This window comes from Escherichia sp. WS547 (assembly GCF_046486065.1).
Lineage (GTDB): Bacteria > Pseudomonadota > Gammaproteobacteria > Enterobacterales > Enterobacteriaceae > Escherichia > Escherichia coli.
Map to the genome: position 1 here is coordinate 23,209 of NZ_JBJQMA010000011.1, position 15,834 is coordinate 39,042.

Annotated in this window: 18 protein-coding genes and 1 pseudogene; 15 read left to right on the forward strand and 4 right to left on the reverse strand. The window is 50.9% G+C overall.

The window, feature by feature from the left end; genetic code table 11:
• Positions 1 to 6 precede the first annotated feature (6 nt).
• The 14 genes and pseudogenes from ACJHWK_RS11895 to ACJHWK_RS11960 all read left to right on the forward strand — a co-directional run bounded on the left by ACJHWK_RS11895 (position 7) and on the right by ACJHWK_RS11960 (position 10,541).
• Positions 7 to 1,839, forward strand: a complete 1,833-nt coding sequence (locus ACJHWK_RS11895) for a diol dehydratase reactivase subunit alpha (RefSeq protein ID WP_248422870.1) — start codon at positions 7 to 9, stop codon at positions 1,837 to 1,839.
• Positions 1,829 to 2,179 carry a glycerol dehydratase reactivase beta/small subunit family protein gene (locus tag ACJHWK_RS11900; RefSeq protein ID WP_000444010.1) on the forward strand — a complete coding sequence of 117 codons (351 nt, stop codon included), beginning with the start codon at positions 1,829 to 1,831 and terminating at the stop codon, positions 2,177 to 2,179. The genes ACJHWK_RS11895 and ACJHWK_RS11900 overlap by 11 nt, the downstream gene beginning before the upstream one ends.
• Positions 2,180 to 2,198: 19 nt before the next feature.
• A complete protein-coding gene (gene pduJ, locus ACJHWK_RS11905) occupies positions 2,199 to 2,474 on the forward strand; it encodes a propanediol utilization microcompartment protein PduJ (RefSeq protein ID WP_001057752.1) in 276 nt (91 codons plus the stop codon).
• 23 nt (positions 2,475 to 2,497) lie between these two features.
• Positions 2,498 to 2,920 carry a BMC domain-containing protein gene (locus tag ACJHWK_RS11910; RefSeq protein ID WP_000814161.1) on the forward strand — a complete coding sequence of 141 codons (423 nt, stop codon included), beginning with the start codon at positions 2,498 to 2,500 and terminating at the stop codon, positions 2,918 to 2,920.
• Between the two features lie 2 nt (positions 2,921 to 2,922).
• Positions 2,923 to 3,555: a phosphate propanoyltransferase gene (locus ACJHWK_RS11915; protein ID WP_000361043.1), complete on the forward strand. Its 633-nt coding sequence runs from the start codon at positions 2,923 to 2,925 to the stop codon at positions 3,553 to 3,555.
• Positions 3,552 to 4,043 carry a microcompartment protein PduM gene (pduM, locus tag ACJHWK_RS11920; protein WP_001578560.1) on the forward strand — a complete coding sequence of 164 codons (492 nt, stop codon included), beginning with the start codon at positions 3,552 to 3,554 and terminating at the stop codon, positions 4,041 to 4,043. Before ACJHWK_RS11915 ends, pduM begins: the two co-directional genes overlap by 4 nt.
• Positions 4,044 to 4,046: 3 nt before the next feature.
• The gene (gene pduN / locus ACJHWK_RS11925; protein WP_000549827.1) at positions 4,047 to 4,322 is read left to right on the forward strand and encodes a propanediol utilization microcompartment protein PduN; all 276 of its coding nucleotides are present in this window, start codon (positions 4,047 to 4,049) and stop codon (positions 4,320 to 4,322) included.
• A gap of 11 nt (positions 4,323 to 4,333) precedes the next feature.
• On the forward strand, positions 4,334 to 5,341 hold the full coding sequence (pduO, locus tag ACJHWK_RS11930) for a two-domain cob(I)yrinic acid a,c-diamide adenosyltransferase PduO (protein ID WP_170886309.1): 1,008 nt from the start codon (positions 4,334 to 4,336) through the stop codon (positions 5,339 to 5,341).
• Positions 5,338 to 6,723, forward strand: a complete 1,386-nt coding sequence (gene pduP / locus ACJHWK_RS11935) for a CoA-acylating propionaldehyde dehydrogenase PduP (protein WP_170886310.1) — start codon at positions 5,338 to 5,340, stop codon at positions 6,721 to 6,723. The genes pduO and pduP overlap by 4 nt, the downstream gene beginning before the upstream one ends.
• Before the next feature lie 10 nt (positions 6,724 to 6,733).
• Positions 6,734 to 7,846 (forward strand): 1-propanol dehydrogenase PduQ, encoded by a 1,113-nt coding sequence (locus ACJHWK_RS11940; protein ID WP_001590282.1) that lies wholly within the window; start codon positions 6,734 to 6,736, stop codon positions 7,844 to 7,846.
• The gene (locus tag ACJHWK_RS11945) at positions 7,843 to 9,186 is read left to right on the forward strand and encodes a 4Fe-4S dicluster domain-containing protein (RefSeq protein WP_001578564.1); all 1,344 of its coding nucleotides are present in this window, start codon (positions 7,843 to 7,845) and stop codon (positions 9,184 to 9,186) included. Before ACJHWK_RS11940 ends, ACJHWK_RS11945 begins: the two co-directional genes overlap by 4 nt.
• A 2-nt stretch (positions 9,187 to 9,188) precedes the next feature.
• Positions 9,189 to 9,743, forward strand: a pseudogene (pduT, locus tag ACJHWK_RS11950) (propanediol utilization microcompartment protein PduT).
• Positions 9,743 to 10,093, forward strand: coding sequence for a propanediol utilization microcompartment protein PduU (gene pduU / locus ACJHWK_RS11955; RefSeq protein WP_000211397.1), 351 nt, complete (start codon positions 9,743 to 9,745; stop codon positions 10,091 to 10,093). Before pduT ends, pduU begins: the two are co-directional and overlap by 1 nt.
• Before the next feature lie 4 nt (positions 10,094 to 10,097).
• Positions 10,098 to 10,541 (forward strand): EutP/PduV family microcompartment system protein, encoded by a 444-nt coding sequence (locus ACJHWK_RS11960; protein WP_001578566.1) that lies wholly within the window; start codon positions 10,098 to 10,100, stop codon positions 10,539 to 10,541.
• A gap of 100 nt (positions 10,542 to 10,641) precedes the next feature.
• Here ACJHWK_RS11960 and ACJHWK_RS11965 read toward each other — a convergent pair whose 3' ends face one another.
• The 4 genes from ACJHWK_RS11965 to dacD all read right to left on the reverse strand — a co-directional run bounded on the left by ACJHWK_RS11965 (position 10,642) and on the right by dacD (position 14,157).
• Positions 10,642 to 10,971 carry a DUF496 family protein gene (locus tag ACJHWK_RS11965; RefSeq protein ID WP_000450409.1) on the reverse strand — a complete coding sequence of 110 codons (330 nt, stop codon included), beginning with the start codon at positions 10,969 to 10,971 and terminating at the stop codon, positions 10,642 to 10,644.
• A gap of 171 nt (positions 10,972 to 11,142) precedes the next feature.
• Positions 11,143 to 12,201 carry an FUSC family protein gene (locus ACJHWK_RS11970; protein ID WP_170886350.1) on the reverse strand — a complete coding sequence of 353 codons (1,059 nt, stop codon included), beginning with the start codon at positions 12,199 to 12,201 and terminating at the stop codon, positions 11,143 to 11,145.
• Between the two features lie 197 nt (positions 12,202 to 12,398).
• Entirely contained in the window at positions 12,399 to 12,872 is a 474-nt protein-coding gene (gene sbmC, locus ACJHWK_RS11975) for a DNA gyrase inhibitor SbmC (protein ID WP_001105393.1), read from the reverse strand.
• Between the two features lie 118 nt (positions 12,873 to 12,990).
• Positions 12,991 to 14,157, reverse strand: coding sequence for a serine-type D-Ala-D-Ala carboxypeptidase DacD (gene dacD, locus ACJHWK_RS11980; RefSeq protein WP_001513842.1), 1,167 nt, complete (start codon positions 14,155 to 14,157; stop codon positions 12,991 to 12,993).
• Between the two features lie 208 nt (positions 14,158 to 14,365).
• Between dacD and sbcB the strand changes: the two genes are divergently transcribed.
• Complete coding sequence (sbcB, locus tag ACJHWK_RS11985; protein WP_001530512.1) at positions 14,366 to 15,793, forward strand: exodeoxyribonuclease I; 1,428 nt, start codon at positions 14,366 to 14,368, stop codon at positions 15,791 to 15,793.
• Positions 15,794 to 15,834 lie beyond the last annotated feature (41 nt).

Below are 15,834 nucleotides of genomic sequence, written 5' to 3' on the forward strand. Positions count from 1 at the left end.
CGAACTATGCGATATATAGCAGGCATTGATATCGGCAACTCATCAACAGAGATTGCGCTGGCAACGCTCAGTGCAACTGGAGAGTTGTCGTTCGTGAGTAGCGCCCTGGCGGAAACCACCGGAATTAAAGGTACGTTGCGTAACGTCCATGGTATTCAGGAGGCGCTCGCACAGGCAACGAAAAAAGTCGGCATCAATGTTAGCGATATTTCGCTTATTCGTATCAACGAAGCAACTCCGGTCATTGGTGATGTGGCGATGGAAACCATCACTGAAACCATCATCACCGAATCAACCATGATCGGTCACAACCCGAAAACTCCGGGCGGAGTGGGGCTGGGCGTAGGGCTCACCATCACTCCGCAAGAGTTATTAACACGCCCGGCGGACACACCTTACATCCTGGTGGTGTCATCGGCATTTGATTTTGCCGATATCGCGACGATGATAAACGCCTCCGTACGCGCCGGATATCAGCTGACTGGCGTTATTCTGCAACGCGACGATGGCGTACTGGTCAATAACCGCCTGGAAATTCCTTTACCTATTGTGGATGAAGTCCTCTACATCGATCGTATTCCGCTCGGCATGCTGGCAGCAATTGAAGTTGCCGTTCCCGGGAAAGTTATCGAAACCCTGTCTAACCCGTATGGGATTGCCACCGTATTCGCCCTCAATGCTGAAGAGACTAAAAATATTGTTCCTGTCGCGCGGGCGCTAATCGGCAACCGTTCAGCAGTGGTCGTGAAAACGCCCTCTGGCGACGTTAAAGCCCGTTCGATACCCGCCGGAAATATCGAACTGCTTTCTGCCGGGCGCACAACGCGCGTTGATGTAGCTGCTGGTGCCGATGCCATTATGAAAGCGGTCGGTGAGTGCCCAAAACTGGAAAACGTGACGGGAGAACCAGGCACCAACATCGGCGGAATGCTGGAACATGTTCGCCAGACCATGGCGGAACTGACCAACAAACCCAGCAACGAAATTTTTATTCAAGATTTGCTGGCGATAGATACCTCTGTCCCCGTCAGCGTAACCGGCGGTCTGGCAGGTGAATTTTCACTGGAACAGGCTGTGGGTATTGCCTCTATGGTGAAATCCGACCGTCTGCAAATGGCGATGATCGCCAGTGAAATTAAGCAAAAACTGCATGTTGATGTTCAGGTCGGAGGCGCAGAAGCAGAAGCCGCCATTCAGGGGGCCTTGACAACCCCTGGAACCACACGTCCACTGGCAATTCTGGACTTAGGTGCAGGCTCTACCGATGCCTCCATCATCAATCAGAAAGGGGAAATTGTTGCCACTCACCTTGGGGGTGCGGGCGACATGGTAACGATGATTATCGTTCGTGAGCTGGGCTTAAATGATCGTTATCTGGCAGAAGAAATCAAAAAGTACCCGTTGGCAAAAATAGAAAGCCTGTTCCACTTACGCCATGAAGATGGCAGCGTTCAGTTCTTCCCTACTCCCCTATCCCCCCATGTATTTGCCCGCGTCTGTGTAGTGAAACCCGACGAACTGGTGCCTATTCCCGGTGATTTGACGCTGGAAAAAGTACGCGCTGTCCGTCGCAGTGCGAAAGAGCGTGTCTTCGTAACTAATGCCCTGCGAGCGCTACGTCAGGTAAGCCCTGCCGGAAATATTCGCGACATTCCGTTTGTCGTTCTGGTGGGTGGCTCTTCGCTGGATTTCGAAGTACCGCAATTGGTCACCGACGCGCTGGCACATTATCGACTGGTCGCCGGGCGGGGGAATATCCGTGGTAGCGAAGGTCCGCGCAATGCGGTAGCTACTGGGCTCCTCATCGCCTGGCACAAGGAGTCGATTCATGGAAAGTAAAGAGCGTGCACCAGCCATCCTCGTCATGGTGATCGGTGACTGTATCACTACATGGGATGAGGTGCTTCTTGGCATTGAAGAGGAAGGTATTCCCTTTCGCATTCAACACATTCCGTCAGGTGAAGTTATCGATAGCGCCTGGCTGGCTGCTCGTCAATCTCCCCTGTTGGTTGGCATTGCCTGCGATCAGGAAAAACTGATTGTGCATTACAAAAACTTACCAGCATCAGCGCCACTGTTTACGCTGATGTATCAACAAGATAACCATGCCCGGCGCAGCATCGGCACTAACGCTGCCCGCCTGGTAAAAGGAATTCCCTTCCGGGAATTCCACTCATAATCCACAGGAGAAACGCAGTATGAACAACGCACTAGGACTGGTTGAAACTAAAGGGTTAGTTGGCGCAATTGAAGCTGCAGATGCCATGGTTAAATCCGCCAACGTGCAGCTGGTTGGCTATGAAAAGATTGGTTCGGGTCTGATTACGGTGATGGTCCGCGGTGATGTTGGCGCAGTAAAGGCCGCCGTTGATGCGGGGAGCGCTGCGGCAAGCGCCGTTGGCGAAGTTAAATCCTGCCATGTCATCCCACGCCCACACAGTGATGTTGAGGCTATTTTACCTAAATCGGCATAACCCCATTTGCTAAGGAGCACAGCGTGAAGCAATCACTGGGATTACTTGAAGTCAGTGGTCTGGCTCTCGCCATCAGTTGCGCAGACGCTATGGCAAAAGCCGCGTCCATCACGCTGGTTGGCCTTGAGAAGACCAATGGCTCAGGCTGGACGCTCATCAAAATCACCGGTGACGTCGCCTCGGTTAATGCGGCGATCGCGACGGGAGCCAGTTTCGCCGGACAGCGAAATGGCCTTGTCGCACACAAAGTGATTGCCCGCCCGGGAGACGGCATTCTGCCCCACACAATTGAAGCATTGACCGTGACGGTTGAAACAAGCAAAACACCAGCAACAACCGTCACCTCAGAGATTATCAGTTGTAATTTGTGTCTTGACCCGGCATGTCAGCGGCAAAAAGGTGAGCCCCGCTCACTTTGCCTGTACGCCAATAAGCGAGGGGAGTAGCAGTGGATAAACAAACCCTGCAGGAAACAGTGAGCCAGATTCTGGATGAGATGCGCGAGCGCCCTATCCCACTGGGCGTTTCCAGTCGCCATATTCATCTTTCAACAGCGGATTATTTGCGTCTTTTTCCTGAACAACCGATTAGCGAGAAAAAGCCGTTAATGCAACCTGGCCAATTCGCTGCTGAACAGGTTGTTACGCTGGAGGGACCAAAAGGCAAATTGCACAACGTTCGCTTGTTGGGGCCGCTACGCAATGCAAGCCAGGTGGAAATTTCCCGGACGGACGCCAGAACGTTAGGGATCACCGCCCCGCTACGCATGTCAGGCGATCTCAGCGGCACTCCGGGGATTCGTTTGATAAGCCCATTTGCGGAACTGGAGATCACATCTGGCGTCATTGTCGCGCAACGGCATATTCATATGTCTCCGCTGGATGCCCTGATTTATGGCGTTACCCATGGCGATAAAGTGGCGGTTGCCATTGAAGGTGATGAGCGAGGACTGATATTCGAAAACGTCGCTGTTCGCGTCTCTCCGGATATGCGTCTTGAAATGCATATTGATACCGATGAGGCCAACGCCGCAGGCGCTGATAGCCCTGACGTTTTTGCCACACTGGTGTCAGTGCCATGAATAACATGCTGATGCAACGTATTGTTGACGAGGTGGTTTTTCGCCTTAAACAACGTGCGGGAAAAACACTCGTGCTGACTGTTTTTCAACTGCGAGACGCCAGCGTTCAAGAGAGCGTTCATCAGTATGCGTCATTACAAATCCGATATGTCGATCTGCCGCTGCTGCGACAACTTGCGGAGAACGAAACGTCAGATCGAGCAGCAATCCAGATACACGAAGCGTTAGCCTGGGGAATGCACATTCAATTGTCGTTGCAGCGTCATTTCCTGAACGCCATTGAATTGAAGACTCTCGCCCGTCTACCGCTAAGCTGGTGCGACGAACAAGGGCAACCGATCTACCTTCATCGTGATCGACTTTTAAGTTATGCCGATATCGCACAGTTAAGCTCGGGAATACTGGTGTTACAGCGGAAATGTTGTGTGACCGCACTGGCTCGTGAAGCGGCAATTACCCGAAATATTCAGTTAATCAGGCAGGAGTAACCTATGCATCTGGCTCGAGTCACTGGCGCGGTAGTATCCACGCAAAAATCACCATCTCTGATCGGGAAAAAACTGCTGCTGGTTCGCCGGGTCAGTGCTGACGGCGAACTGCCTCTCACGCCATTAACCGGCGACGAAGTTGCCGTTGATTCAGTCGGCGCAGGCGTTGGTGAGTTGGTACTCCTCAGCAGTGGTTCCAGCGCCAGACATGTGTTTTCCGGCCCTAACGAGGCCATCGACCTGGCAGTGGTCGGCATTGTCGATACGCTTTCGCGCTAAGGAGCTGAAAGATGGCAATTTATACCCGAACAGGTGATTCAGGAAGTACGTCTTTATTTACCGGACAGCGCGTCAGCAAAACTCATCTACGTGTCGAAACCTATGGCACGCTGGATGAACTGAACGCGACACTCAGTCTGTGTTATTGCGCCACCGCCATCGAAAGCCATCGCATCTTACTGGAAGCCATTCAACAACAGATATTTTGGTTTAGCGCCGAACTTGCCAGTGAAAGCGAACAGCCGTCAGCGCAGCTGCGTTACATCGGTACGGAAGAAATTGCCGCGCTGGAAAACGCGATCGATAGCGCAATGAACGCCGTCCCCCCAGTTCACAGCTTCATTCTGCCTGGGCGATGTGAAGCTGCAAGCCGTATGCATTTCGCCCGCACGGTGGCTCGACGTGCTGAAAGACGTCTGGTTGAACTGACAACGGAAATCACCGTCCGGAATGTTTTGCTGCACTATATCAACCGACTTTCCGATTGCCTGTATGCCCTCGCCCGCGTGGAAGACAACGTCGCTCATCAAAACCTGATAATTCAGGAAATCACAAAACGTTATCACAAAGCCAACCACACACCAGCATTGAAGGAACGCACAATGCCGCTCACTTTTCAGGATCTTCACCAGCTCATTCGTAGTGCGGCAATGCGCGCGGATGAACTGCATATTCCCGTTGTCATCAGCATTGTTGATGCCAACGGAACAGAAAGTGTTACCTGGCGGATGCCTGATGCCCTGTTGGTCAGCAGTGAACTGGCACCGAAAAAAGCCTGGACTGCCGTGGCGATGAAAACGGCAACCCACAAACTTGCTGATACCGTGCAACCCGGCGCGCCGCTTTACGGGCTCGAAAGCCATATGCAAGGCAAAGTCGTCACTTTTGGTGGAGGCTTCCCCCTCTGGCGTGACGGAAAATTGCTTGGGGGGCTTGGCATCAGCGGCGGTAGCGTTGAACAAGACATGGATATTGCCCAAAGCGCAATGGCGGCAATTAACGTGGGAGTAAACCAATGAATAACTCTGAATTAGAAACACTGATCCGCAATATTCTGCGTGAACAACTTGTCCCCGCTACACCACGAATGCAAAGAAACGCTATTTTCCAGACTGTTGATGAAGCGGTCTGCGCAGCACACCAGGCCTTTTTACGCTTTCAACGGTGCCCGCTTAAAACCCGTAGCGCCATTATCAGCGCCATTCGCGAAGAATTAATGCCCCGCCTTACCGAACTGGCAGAAGAAAGCGCCAAAGAAACGGGGATGGGAAATAAAGAAGATAAGTACCTAAAAAACAAAGCGGCACTCGATAATACGCCAGGAGTTGAAGATTTAACCACTACAGCACTGACCGGTGATGGTGGCATGGTTTTGTTTGAATACTCTCCGTTTGGGGTGATTGGCTCGGTCACGCCAAGCACCAACCCCACGGAAACCATCATTAACAACAGCATCAGCATGCTGGCAGCAGGTAATAGCGTCTACTTCAGTCCACACCCAGGAGCCAAAAACGTTTCGTTAAAACTGATTACCACAATCGAAGACATCGCGTTTCGCTGTAGTGGCATTCACAACCTGATCGTTACCGTATCTGAACCGACCTTTGCTGCAACCGAACAGATGATGGCGCACCCTAAAATCAGCGTCCTGGCGATTACCGGCGGTCCGGGGATCGTCGCCATGGGAATGAAAAGTGGCAAGAAAGTGATTGGTGCCGGAGCGGGTAACCCTCCGTGCATCGTCGATGAAACGGCGGATATTGTGAAAGCCGCCGAGGACATCATCAACGGCGCTTCATTTGATTACAACCTGCCGTGTATTGCTGAAAAAAGCCTGATTGTCGTAGCATCAGTGGCAGAGTATTTAATTCAGCAGATGCAAAGTTTTGGCGCGCTTCTTCTTAACTATGAGCAAACGGAGAAATTGCGTGCAATTTGCCTGCCAGACGGTAGCGCCAACAAAAAACTGGTTGGGAAAAGCCCATCAGCCTTGCTGGAAGCGGCAGGCCTCCCTTTGCCCGCAAAAGCGCCGCGCCTCCTGATTGCTGTTGTCGATGCCAAGGATAGTTGGGTTACTTGTGAACAACTGATGCCAATGCTGCCCATTGTGAAGGTCAACGATTTTGATAGCGCTCTCACCCTGGCGCTGAAAGTGGAAGACGGCTTGCACCACACGGCAATTATGCACTCGCAGAACGTCTCACGGCTCAACCTTGCCGCACGCGTTATGCAAACCTCAATCTTTGTCAAAAACGGCCCCTCCTGGGCGGGTATTGGCGTCGGCGGCGAAGGCTTTACGACCTTTACCATTGCAACACCGACCGGAGAAGGGACAACGTCAGCACGGACTTTTGCCCGCTCACGACGCTGCGTGTTAACCAGCGGCTTTTCAATTCGCTAGAGAAACGGAAATGAATACTTTTTCACTGCAGACGCGTTTATACAGCGGACCGGGAAGTCTCAAGGTACTTAGCCGTTTCTCTCATAAACACATCTGGATTATTTGCGACGTCTTTCTGGCACGCTCACCACTCATTAACACGTTGCATCAGGCGCTGCCCGACAGTAATCGTCTTAGTATTTTTAGCGAAATAACGCCCGACCCAACTATCCAGACCGTGGTGAAAGGCATTGCGCAAATGCAGACTTTACGCCCGGATGTGGTTATCGGTTTTGGCGGCGGTTCTGCCCTGGACGCCGCAAAAGCGATTGTCTGGTTCGGTCGCCAGTGTGGCATTGAAATTGAAACCTGCGTAGCCATTCCTACCACCAGCGGTACCGGTTCCGAAGTGACCAGTGCTTGTGTCATCAGCGATCCTGAGAAAGGGATTAAATATCCCCTTTTCGATAATGCACTTTATCCGGATATCGCGATCCTTGATCCATCTCTGATCGTCAGCGTGCCACCGGCGATAACGGCCAATACCGGGATGGATGTTTTAACCCATGCGCTTGAAGCTTATGTTTCTCCCCGCGCCAGCGACTTCACGGATGCACTGGTCGAAAAAGCCGTGCAAATTGTTTTTCAATACCTGCCCACTGCAGTGAAGAAAGGCGATTGTCTCGCCACCCGTGGCAAAATGCATAATGCATCGACACTTGCAGGAATGGCCTTTAGCCAGGCTGGACTGGGATTAAACCATGCAATTGCTCATCAACTCGGCGGACAGTTTCATCTGCCACACGGCCTGGCGAATGCGCTCCTGCTCACGGCGGTTATCCGCTTTAATGCTGGCGATCCGCGCGCTGCCAAACGCTACGCCCGGCTGGCGAAAACGTGCCATTTATGCCCGGACAACGCCAATGACACCGCCAGCCTGAATATACTTATTCAACATATTGAACAGCTTAAAACAACCTGTAAGCTACCGACTCTTACCAATGTGCTGAAAGAAAAAAAAGCAGAATGGTCAATACGCATACCAGATATGGTTCAGGCGGCACTGGCGGATGCAACGTTGCGTACCAACCCGCGTACGGCTGATGCCACCGCTATTGCAGAACTGCTCGAGGAGTTGTTATGAACGTCGAGTTAACCTCCTGCGACGACCAGACCATCCGCGAGCGAGTACAGGCAGCTGGTGTCGTGGGTGCTGGCGGCGCAGGTTTCCCAACCCATATTAAGCTACAAGCGCGTGTTGACACGTTCCTGGTGAATGCGGCGGAATGCGAACCAATGTTGAAAGTGGATCAACAGTTAATGGCGCAGCAAGCCAGCCGCCTGCTTCGCGGTGTTCACTATGCGATGAAAGCCACCGGGGCCAGTAGCGGAATCATCGCGCTGAAAGAGAAATATCAACGGGCAATAAACGCACTCACACCACTGTTACCACCGGATATCCGCCTGCATATTTTGCCCGACGTTTACCCCGCAGGAGACGAAGTGCTGACCATCTGGATGGCAACTGGTCGCCGTGTTCCACCCGCTGCATTACCCGTTAACGTCGGTGTGGTGGTCAATAATGTTCAAACCGTACTTAATATTGCCAGAGCCGTCGAGCAACAGTATCCAGTGACGCGCCGCACACTCACCGTTAATGGTGCAGTGGCGAAACCAATAACGGTAACCGTCCCCATCGGCATGTCTTTACGTGAAGTCCTGGCGCTGGCGGGCGGCGCAACAGTGGATGCTCCTGGTTTTATCAATGGCGGGCCGATGATGGGAAGTTTGATCACATCGCTCGACACACCAGTCAGCAAAACCACTGGCGGCTTGCTGGTTTTACCCAACTCTCATTCACTGATCCAACGTCGAATGCAGAATGACCGCAGCGTACTTGCCGTCGCGAAAACTGTTTGTGAGCAATGCCGCTTGTGTACCGATCTCTGCCCACGTCATTTAATCGGTCACGAACTGGCACCCCATTTATTAGTACGTGCGGTTAACTACCAACAGCTCGCTACGCCACAACTGTTACTGACGGCGCTCACCTGTTCGGAGTGCAACGTCTGCGCCAGCGTCGCCTGTCCGGTAGGAATTTCACCAATGCGCATAAACCGCCTGCTTAAGCAAGAATTACGCGCACAAAATCTCCGTTACGAAGGTACCTTAAATCCTGCAGATCCCATGGCAAATTATCGACTGATTCCCGTAAAACGGCTGGTAACCAGACTTGGCTTAACCCCGTGGTATCAGGATGCGCCATTGTCTGAACAGGTGCCTCAGACCGAAAAAGTGACGTTATTGTTACGCCAGCACATCGGTGCCAGCGCAATTGCGTGTGTACAAAAAGGCGATCGCGTCGTTCATGGGCAATGTGTAGGTCAAATTCCACACGGCACATTAGGTGCCCCCATTCATGCCAGTATTGATGGCATGGTCAGCGATGTGACAGAAAACGCGATTACGCTTGTGAGAGGTTAACGATGTCGAAAGCGGTAGGTATTTTAGAACTTAGCAGTATCGCGAAAGGGATGGAAACCGGCGACGCCATGCTGAAAAGCGCCAACGTTGAGTTACTGGTCAGCAAAACGCTATGCCCCGGAAAATTTCTGCTGATGCTCGGTGGCGATGTGGGCGCGGTGTAACAGGCCATCAACAGCGGTGCTTCCCTTGCTGGTGAAATGCTGGTCGACAGTCTTGTCCTGCCGAATATTCATCCCAGCCTCCTTTCTGCAACCAGCGGACTGAACCAAGTTGAACAGCACCGGGCTGTCGGCGTAGTCGAAACCTGGAGTGTCGCCGCCTGCATTGACGCTGCCGATTGTGCTGTCAAAGCTGCGAATGTCATTCTTGTTCGCGTGCATATGGCTTTTGGCATTGGCGGTAAATGCTACATGGTGGTTGCTGGCGATATTTCAGATGTTAATAACGCGGTCTCTGTCGCCAGCGAGCGTGCGGGAGAAAAAGGTTTGTTGGTCTATCGGTCGGTGATTGCCCGTCCACATGAAGCCATGTGGCGTCAGATGGTGGAGGGATAATGACAACTCAGCACACAACTGAACGGATGATTCAGGAATATGTCCCTGGTAAGCAGGTCACGCTGGCACATGTCATCGCCAATCCAGGGAAGGATCTGTTTAAGAAATTGGGTTTACCAGACACCGTTTCTGCTATTGGCATTCTGACAATTACCCCCAGCGAAGCATCTATCATCGCATGTGATATCGCCACAAAATCAGGCGCTGTAGAGATCGGTTTTCTTGATCGTTTTACCGGTGCCGTAGTGCTGACTGGTGATGTTTCTGCCATTGAATATGCACTTAGCCAGGTTACCCGTACGCTGGGTGAAATGATGCGCTTTACCGCCTGCCCCATTACGCGGACCTGACGTTATGCAACGTATGATGCTCATCGGCCCCAGCCAGTGCGGAAAAACGTCACTCACGCAATGTCTGCGTGGCGAAAATATTCATTATCAGAAAACGCAGGCAATCGTCTGGTCCCCGACCACCATTGATACACCAGGCGAATACCTCGAAAACCGCAGCCTCTACAGTGCTCTGTTGGTCAGCGCCTGCGAAGCGGACATTATCGCCCTGGTGCTTAATGCGGACGCACCGTGGTCCCCTTTTTCGCCAGGCTTTACCTCGTCAATGAATCGCCCGGTCATTGGAGTAGTCACCAAAGCAGATTTAGCCAGCATGGAACAAATATCTTTGGTGAAAAGTTGGTTACGGGAAGCTGGAGCGCACAATGTGTTAGTAACCAGTGCGGTTAATAACAATGGAGTTGCAGAACTTTTTGCCTTGCTGCATACAGAAGAAGGCTGTCGCTAATTTCAATAGGTTATCAGATGGGAATGATGACGGTGATACACAGAAAAGAAACAATGAGCAATGAGGGTTGCCGGGCAACCCTCATTGAATAAAACAGGAATTACTTCGCTTCGCCGTTTTTCATTTCGCCCATAGCTTTCAGCTTTTTGGAGATATCGCGGCGTTCTTTGGAGAGCTCGGCATTTTTGATGATGTAATCGTCAACACGATCTTCATAGTCACCTTTCATGCTGGCGATGATGCCCTGGATTGCTTCAACGCTCATCCCCGGCTTGATGTAATCACTCAGGTTGTCCAGCAGCAGGACGCGCTTCTGATTGTCACGGATCTTTTTCTCAACGTCCTGAATTTCACGTTGCAGTTTGTTCTTACGACGGAACAGACGAACAAATTCCAGTACGTCCTGGAATGAAGGCTTGGTAGTTTCCATTTTTATACCCCTGATAATGTGAGAGTCGGATTCGTTTAAGCAACCGCTATTCGATAGGGCCAACATTACTCATAGCTGCCGCAGATGACAATGCTTTTATCCCTTTTCACTATCATACCCTTTATCCTTGCTGAATCGAAGCAGCAGCAAGATGATTCTGAAGTTCAGGAATTATTTGCGCAAGGCCCGGCAAATCAGATTCGATAGCAACTCAAGCTGATGCGCCGTTTCCATGTTCAGCCACACATAACCATAGATTGGTGTTTCCACAACCTTCAGGTCATGGTGGTTATTAAGCAACAGACGCAGCTCTTCCACAGCATCGTTCAATTTTTCCGTATTGGCAAAAACCGGCTGCGGATTACCTTCGTACAGCGCATGAACAAGGCTCAGCAGTATTTGCTGCATCATGTGCTGGGTATCACGAAGTTTTTGCGCGTTCAATAACACGAAATGGCTGGGGCGCGTGGCCCAGTATGCATTGATTTGCAACTCCAGCATACAAACCAGATTGCGGTTAATGGTCTGGATACCTTCATATATCGATTTTGGAATACGAGTTTCTTTGCTGGCGGGCGCAATCAGCCCACGCATTTTCACGGCATCGGTCAGGAGTTTTTGTAGATGGCTTTCCAGACGCGGGCGTTCGAGTAAGTTCGGTGAGAATGCAAATTGATAGACCCGATTATACTCGGTCAGACTTTTTGCCAGTTGAATGCGCCAGTGGATGAACGCCCGTTGTGGCCAGATACCGGTAAACAACATTGCCAGTAAAGAGCCGAGGATCACATCGCCGCTTCGCCATAACGCCGTATCAATTTCACCTGTCGGGGAACCAACAACAATTGCCAGCGTCACCCCAATCAATAAACCTTGATACGGTTTCTTACCCAGCGCCAGCCAACCGCAAAGGAACATGGCCGCCGCGCACCAGACTAACATCAGCGGTAACGAGATTAACTCCAGTTGTAGAGCGATAAGACCTAAAATCGACCCCAACACCGTACCGCCAATACGTTCGAAGGCACGAGGGACAACGTTCCCCCAGAACGAGATTGGCCCCATAATCACCACCATGGTGACCAGCGGCCAGGTGCTTTCCGGGATAGTAAACAGGCGGATAATGAGAAAAGTGAGCAGGAATGCCAGCGCGACCCGAGTACCATGCACAATGCGGTAATGGCGGTATACCCGGATTTCAAACGGGCTTAATGACTTATCGGCACGCACGCAGAAACTCCGTAATGAAGATTAAAAGCGCTCATAACACATCTGTCGGCCAGAAGGCGCGCCTCTGAGTTATCCGACGGACATACCGGGAACGGTGTAATTTCCCGGCAGGAGCGAAAAATTTGAAAGGCGCATCTTACTCTTTTCGCTTTCAAAAAAAGAGTGGTCTTCGCGTCAACACACCGCCCTGAGATGAATTAGTGATGTTTTGGCTGCACCGCAACATACATTTCGATGTCCCAGTACCCATCTTCCGCGCCATTGTTCAAGTAAACCTCGAAGCAGGGCTTTGGTAACATTTCATAAGCACTGTCCTGCAAGAGGCTATTAAAGAACTGATACCAGGGTTTAGCAAAATCATCACCGACTACACGAGCCACCGCCACCGCATATTGACCACCTGAAATTTCTGTCAGAATGACGCCCTCACTGTTTTCGGGGAGCGTAAAGTTATTCGGTACCGTCACGACGGTGTCGCAGCGTAATTTTTCGGCGGGTGTTTCATCCGGATTGTCGTAATAGACAGCAACCCACTCCTTCGGCACAATATTTTTGCTATCTACCCACATCATCAACTGCTCAAAACCTTTCTTTACCGTCTGTTCCCACGGGCCAACGAGATGGAAACCTGCAACGGTACGTTTATCTTCCTGCTTAATCTCGTAGTTCATGACGCCTCCATTATTACTGTTTTTATATACAGTATAGTTGCAATATTAAAACCACAAGGAATGAGTGTTGATTATGCGAGCAGACTCGCACTCCTGCCAGTCTGCTGCAAAAGAAAGGTCAGGCCTTATGGTGGAAATAATCACTCAGGCGAGAAAACATGCTGCCTTCCCCGACAGATTCCAGGGTAACCAGCGGCCAGTGCGCCACCTGTTTATCACGGTCGTAAAGTTCAATTTCCCCTACCCGCTGATGGGCGCTAATTGGCGCGGTGAGCTCTTTACCATCAAGGGTATATTTGGCTTTGATATGTGGAATTTCGGCTTTCGGTAGCACCATCCAGAACTCTTGTTCCGTTCCCAGGGCGATATTTTCTTTATCGCCATACCAGATGCGTTCCGTACCGACCTTTTTCCCACGGTGCAAAATTTGCACCGTAGTAAAGTTTTGTTGCCCCCAACGCAGTAATTTTCTTGCCTCTTCCTCACGACCTTTTGCACTATCAGCCCCCATTACCACTGCAATGAGACGACGCTGCCCATCTACAGCCGAAGCAATGAGGTTAAAACCGGCACCAGAAGTATGACCCGTTTTCAGGCCGTCAACATTCATGGTTTTATCCCACAATAACCCGTTACGGTTTTGCTGAGTGATACCGTTCCAGGTGAGGCTTTTCTCACTGTACATATGATAAAACTCGGGCTCGCCGTGGATGATAGCGCGAGAAAGCACAGCTAAATCATAAGCCGAGCTATGCTGGCCAGGTGCATCCAGACCATGCACTGTTTCAAAATGTGTATCCTTGAGATGCAGCTTCTCGGCATAGTTGTTCATCATTTCAACAAACTGCCGTTGCCCACCAGCAATATAGTCAGCCAGTGCAACACAAGCGTCATTTCCGGAATCCACAATTAAACCACGGCTTAAATCACGTACCGATACGCGATCGCCCTCTTTCAAAAACATCAGTGAAGAACCGACAAACACCGGATTATCTTTCGCCCACGCATCGTGCCCCACGGTGACAATATCGTCTGGCGTAATGCGATGACTATCGATAGCACGATCCACGACATAGCCCGTCATCAGCTTTGTCAGGCTGGCGGGATTGCGCTGTTGATGCTCATTACCCGCGGTGAGGATCTGACCGGTGGTGTAATCCATCAATACCCAGGACCCGGCATGAATCTCTGGAGGCTGAGGTGAAAAAGGAATGTTTTCCGCCGCAAAACCAGACGATAAGTTAAAAATGAACAAAGAAGCAGCAATAATAAGACGGCGTTTCAACAGCAAACCCTCAGGAGTTTCAAATAGCTGTTCTTTTTACGGAAATACTTATGAACTGGCTGGAATAAAGTGCAAGAAAATGTGACTACCCTCTCATTTTTATCTGACATGATCTGTTGCCACTCGCTGTCAAATTGTCGCGCTAAAGCTGATTAGCACGGTGATATTTGATACTCTGGCAGACAGCAGAAACAACGGATTTAACCTAATGATGAATGACGGTAAGCAACAATCTACCTTTTTGTTTCACGATTACGAAACCTTTGGCACGCACCCCGCGTTAGATCGCCCTGCACAGTTCGCAGCCATTCGCACCGATAGCGAATTCAATGTCATCGGCGAACCCGAAGTCTTTTACTGCAAGCCCGCGGATGACTATTTACCCCAGCCTGGAGCAGTATTAATTACCGGTATTACCCCGCAGGAAGCACGGGCGAAAGGAGAAAACGAAGCCGCGTTTGCCGCCCGTATTCACTCGCTTTTTACCGTACCGAAGACCTGTATTCTGGGCTACAACAATGTGCGTTTCGACGACGAAGTCACACGCAACGTTTTTTATCGTAATTTCTACGATCCTTACGCCTGGAGCTGGCAGCATGATAACTCGCGCTGGGATTTACTGGATGTTATGCGTGCCTGTTATGCCCTGCGCCCGGAAGGAATAAACTGGCCTGAAAATGATGACGGTCTACCGAGCTTTCGCCTTGAGCATTTAACCAAAACGAATGGTATTGAACATAGCAACGCCCACGATGCGATGGCTGATGTGTACGCCACTATTTCGATGGCAAAACTGGTAAAAACGCGTCAGCCACGCCTGTTTGATTATCTCTTTACCCATCGTAATAAACACAAACTAATGGCGTTGATTGATGTTCCGCAGATGAAACCCCTGGTTCACGTTTCCGGAATGTTTGGGGCATGGCGCGGCAATACCAGCTGGGTAGCACCGCTGGCGTGGCATCCTGAAAATCGCAATGCCGTAATTATGGTGGATTTGGCAGGAGACATTTCGCCATTACTGGAACTGGATAGCGACACATTGCGCGAGCGTCTATATACCGCAAAAGCCGATCTTGGCGATAACGCCGCCGTTCCGGTTAAACTGGTGCATATCAATAAATGTCCGGTGCTGGCCCAGGCGAATACGCTACGCCCGGAAGATGCCGACCGACTGGGAATTAATCGTCAGCATTGCCTCGATAACCTGAAAATTCTGCGTGAAAATCCGCAAGTGCGTGAAAAAGTGGTGGCGATATTCGCGGAAGCCGAACCGTTTACGCCTTCAGATAACGTGGATGCACAGCTTTATAATGGCTTTTTCAGTGACGCCGATCGCGCAGCAATGAAAATTGTGCTTGAAACCGAGCCGCGTAATTTACCGGCACTGGATATCACTTTTGTTGATAAACGAATTGAAAAGCTGTTGTTCAATTATCGGGCGCGCAACTTCCCGGGGACGCTGGATTATGCCGAGCAGCAACGCTGGCTGGAGCACCGCCGCCAGGTCTTCGCGCCAGAGTTTTTGCAGGGTTATGCAGAAGAGATTCAGATGCTGGCGCAGCAGTATGCCGACGATAAAGAAAAAGTGGCGCTGTTAAAAGCGCTTTGGCAGTACGCGGAAGAGATTGTCTAATGTGAAGCCTCCGCCGCTAGTACGGCGGAGGACAATTTTGA

What these genes read in the sequence shown, in the direction of transcription:
- ACJHWK_RS11895 (WP_248422870.1), top strand. Translation starts at nt 7, where the DNA reads ATGCGATATATAGCAGGCATTGATATCGGCAACTCATCAACAGAGATT.
- ACJHWK_RS11900 (WP_000444010.1), top strand. Translation starts at nt 1,829, where the DNA reads ATGGAAAGTAAAGAGCGTGCACCAGCCATCCTCGTCATGGTGATCGGT.
- pduJ (WP_001057752.1), top strand. Translation starts at nt 2,199, where the DNA reads ATGAACAACGCACTAGGACTGGTTGAAACTAAAGGGTTAGTTGGCGCA.
- pduM (WP_001578560.1), top strand. Translation starts at nt 3,552, where the DNA reads ATGAATAACATGCTGATGCAACGTATTGTTGACGAGGTGGTTTTTCGC.
- pduN (WP_000549827.1), top strand. Translation starts at nt 4,047, where the DNA reads ATGCATCTGGCTCGAGTCACTGGCGCGGTAGTATCCACGCAAAAATCA.
- pduO (WP_170886309.1), top strand. Translation starts at nt 4,334, where the DNA reads ATGGCAATTTATACCCGAACAGGTGATTCAGGAAGTACGTCTTTATTT.
- pduP (WP_170886310.1), top strand. Translation starts at nt 5,338, where the DNA reads ATGAATAACTCTGAATTAGAAACACTGATCCGCAATATTCTGCGTGAA.
- ACJHWK_RS11940 (WP_001590282.1), top strand. Translation starts at nt 6,734, where the DNA reads ATGAATACTTTTTCACTGCAGACGCGTTTATACAGCGGACCGGGAAGT.
- ACJHWK_RS11945 (WP_001578564.1), top strand. Translation starts at nt 7,843, where the DNA reads ATGAACGTCGAGTTAACCTCCTGCGACGACCAGACCATCCGCGAGCGA.
- pduU (WP_000211397.1), top strand. Translation starts at nt 9,743, where the DNA reads ATGACAACTCAGCACACAACTGAACGGATGATTCAGGAATATGTCCCT.
- ACJHWK_RS11960 (WP_001578566.1), top strand. Translation starts at nt 10,098, where the DNA reads ATGCAACGTATGATGCTCATCGGCCCCAGCCAGTGCGGAAAAACGTCA.
- ACJHWK_RS11965 (WP_000450409.1), bottom strand. Translation starts at nt 10,971, where the DNA reads ATGGAAACTACCAAGCCTTCATTCCAGGACGTACTGGAATTTGTTCGT.
- sbmC (WP_001105393.1), bottom strand. Translation starts at nt 12,872, where the DNA reads ATGAACTACGAGATTAAGCAGGAAGATAAACGTACCGTTGCAGGTTTC.
- sbcB (WP_001530512.1), top strand. Translation starts at nt 14,366, where the DNA reads ATGATGAATGACGGTAAGCAACAATCTACCTTTTTGTTTCACGATTAC.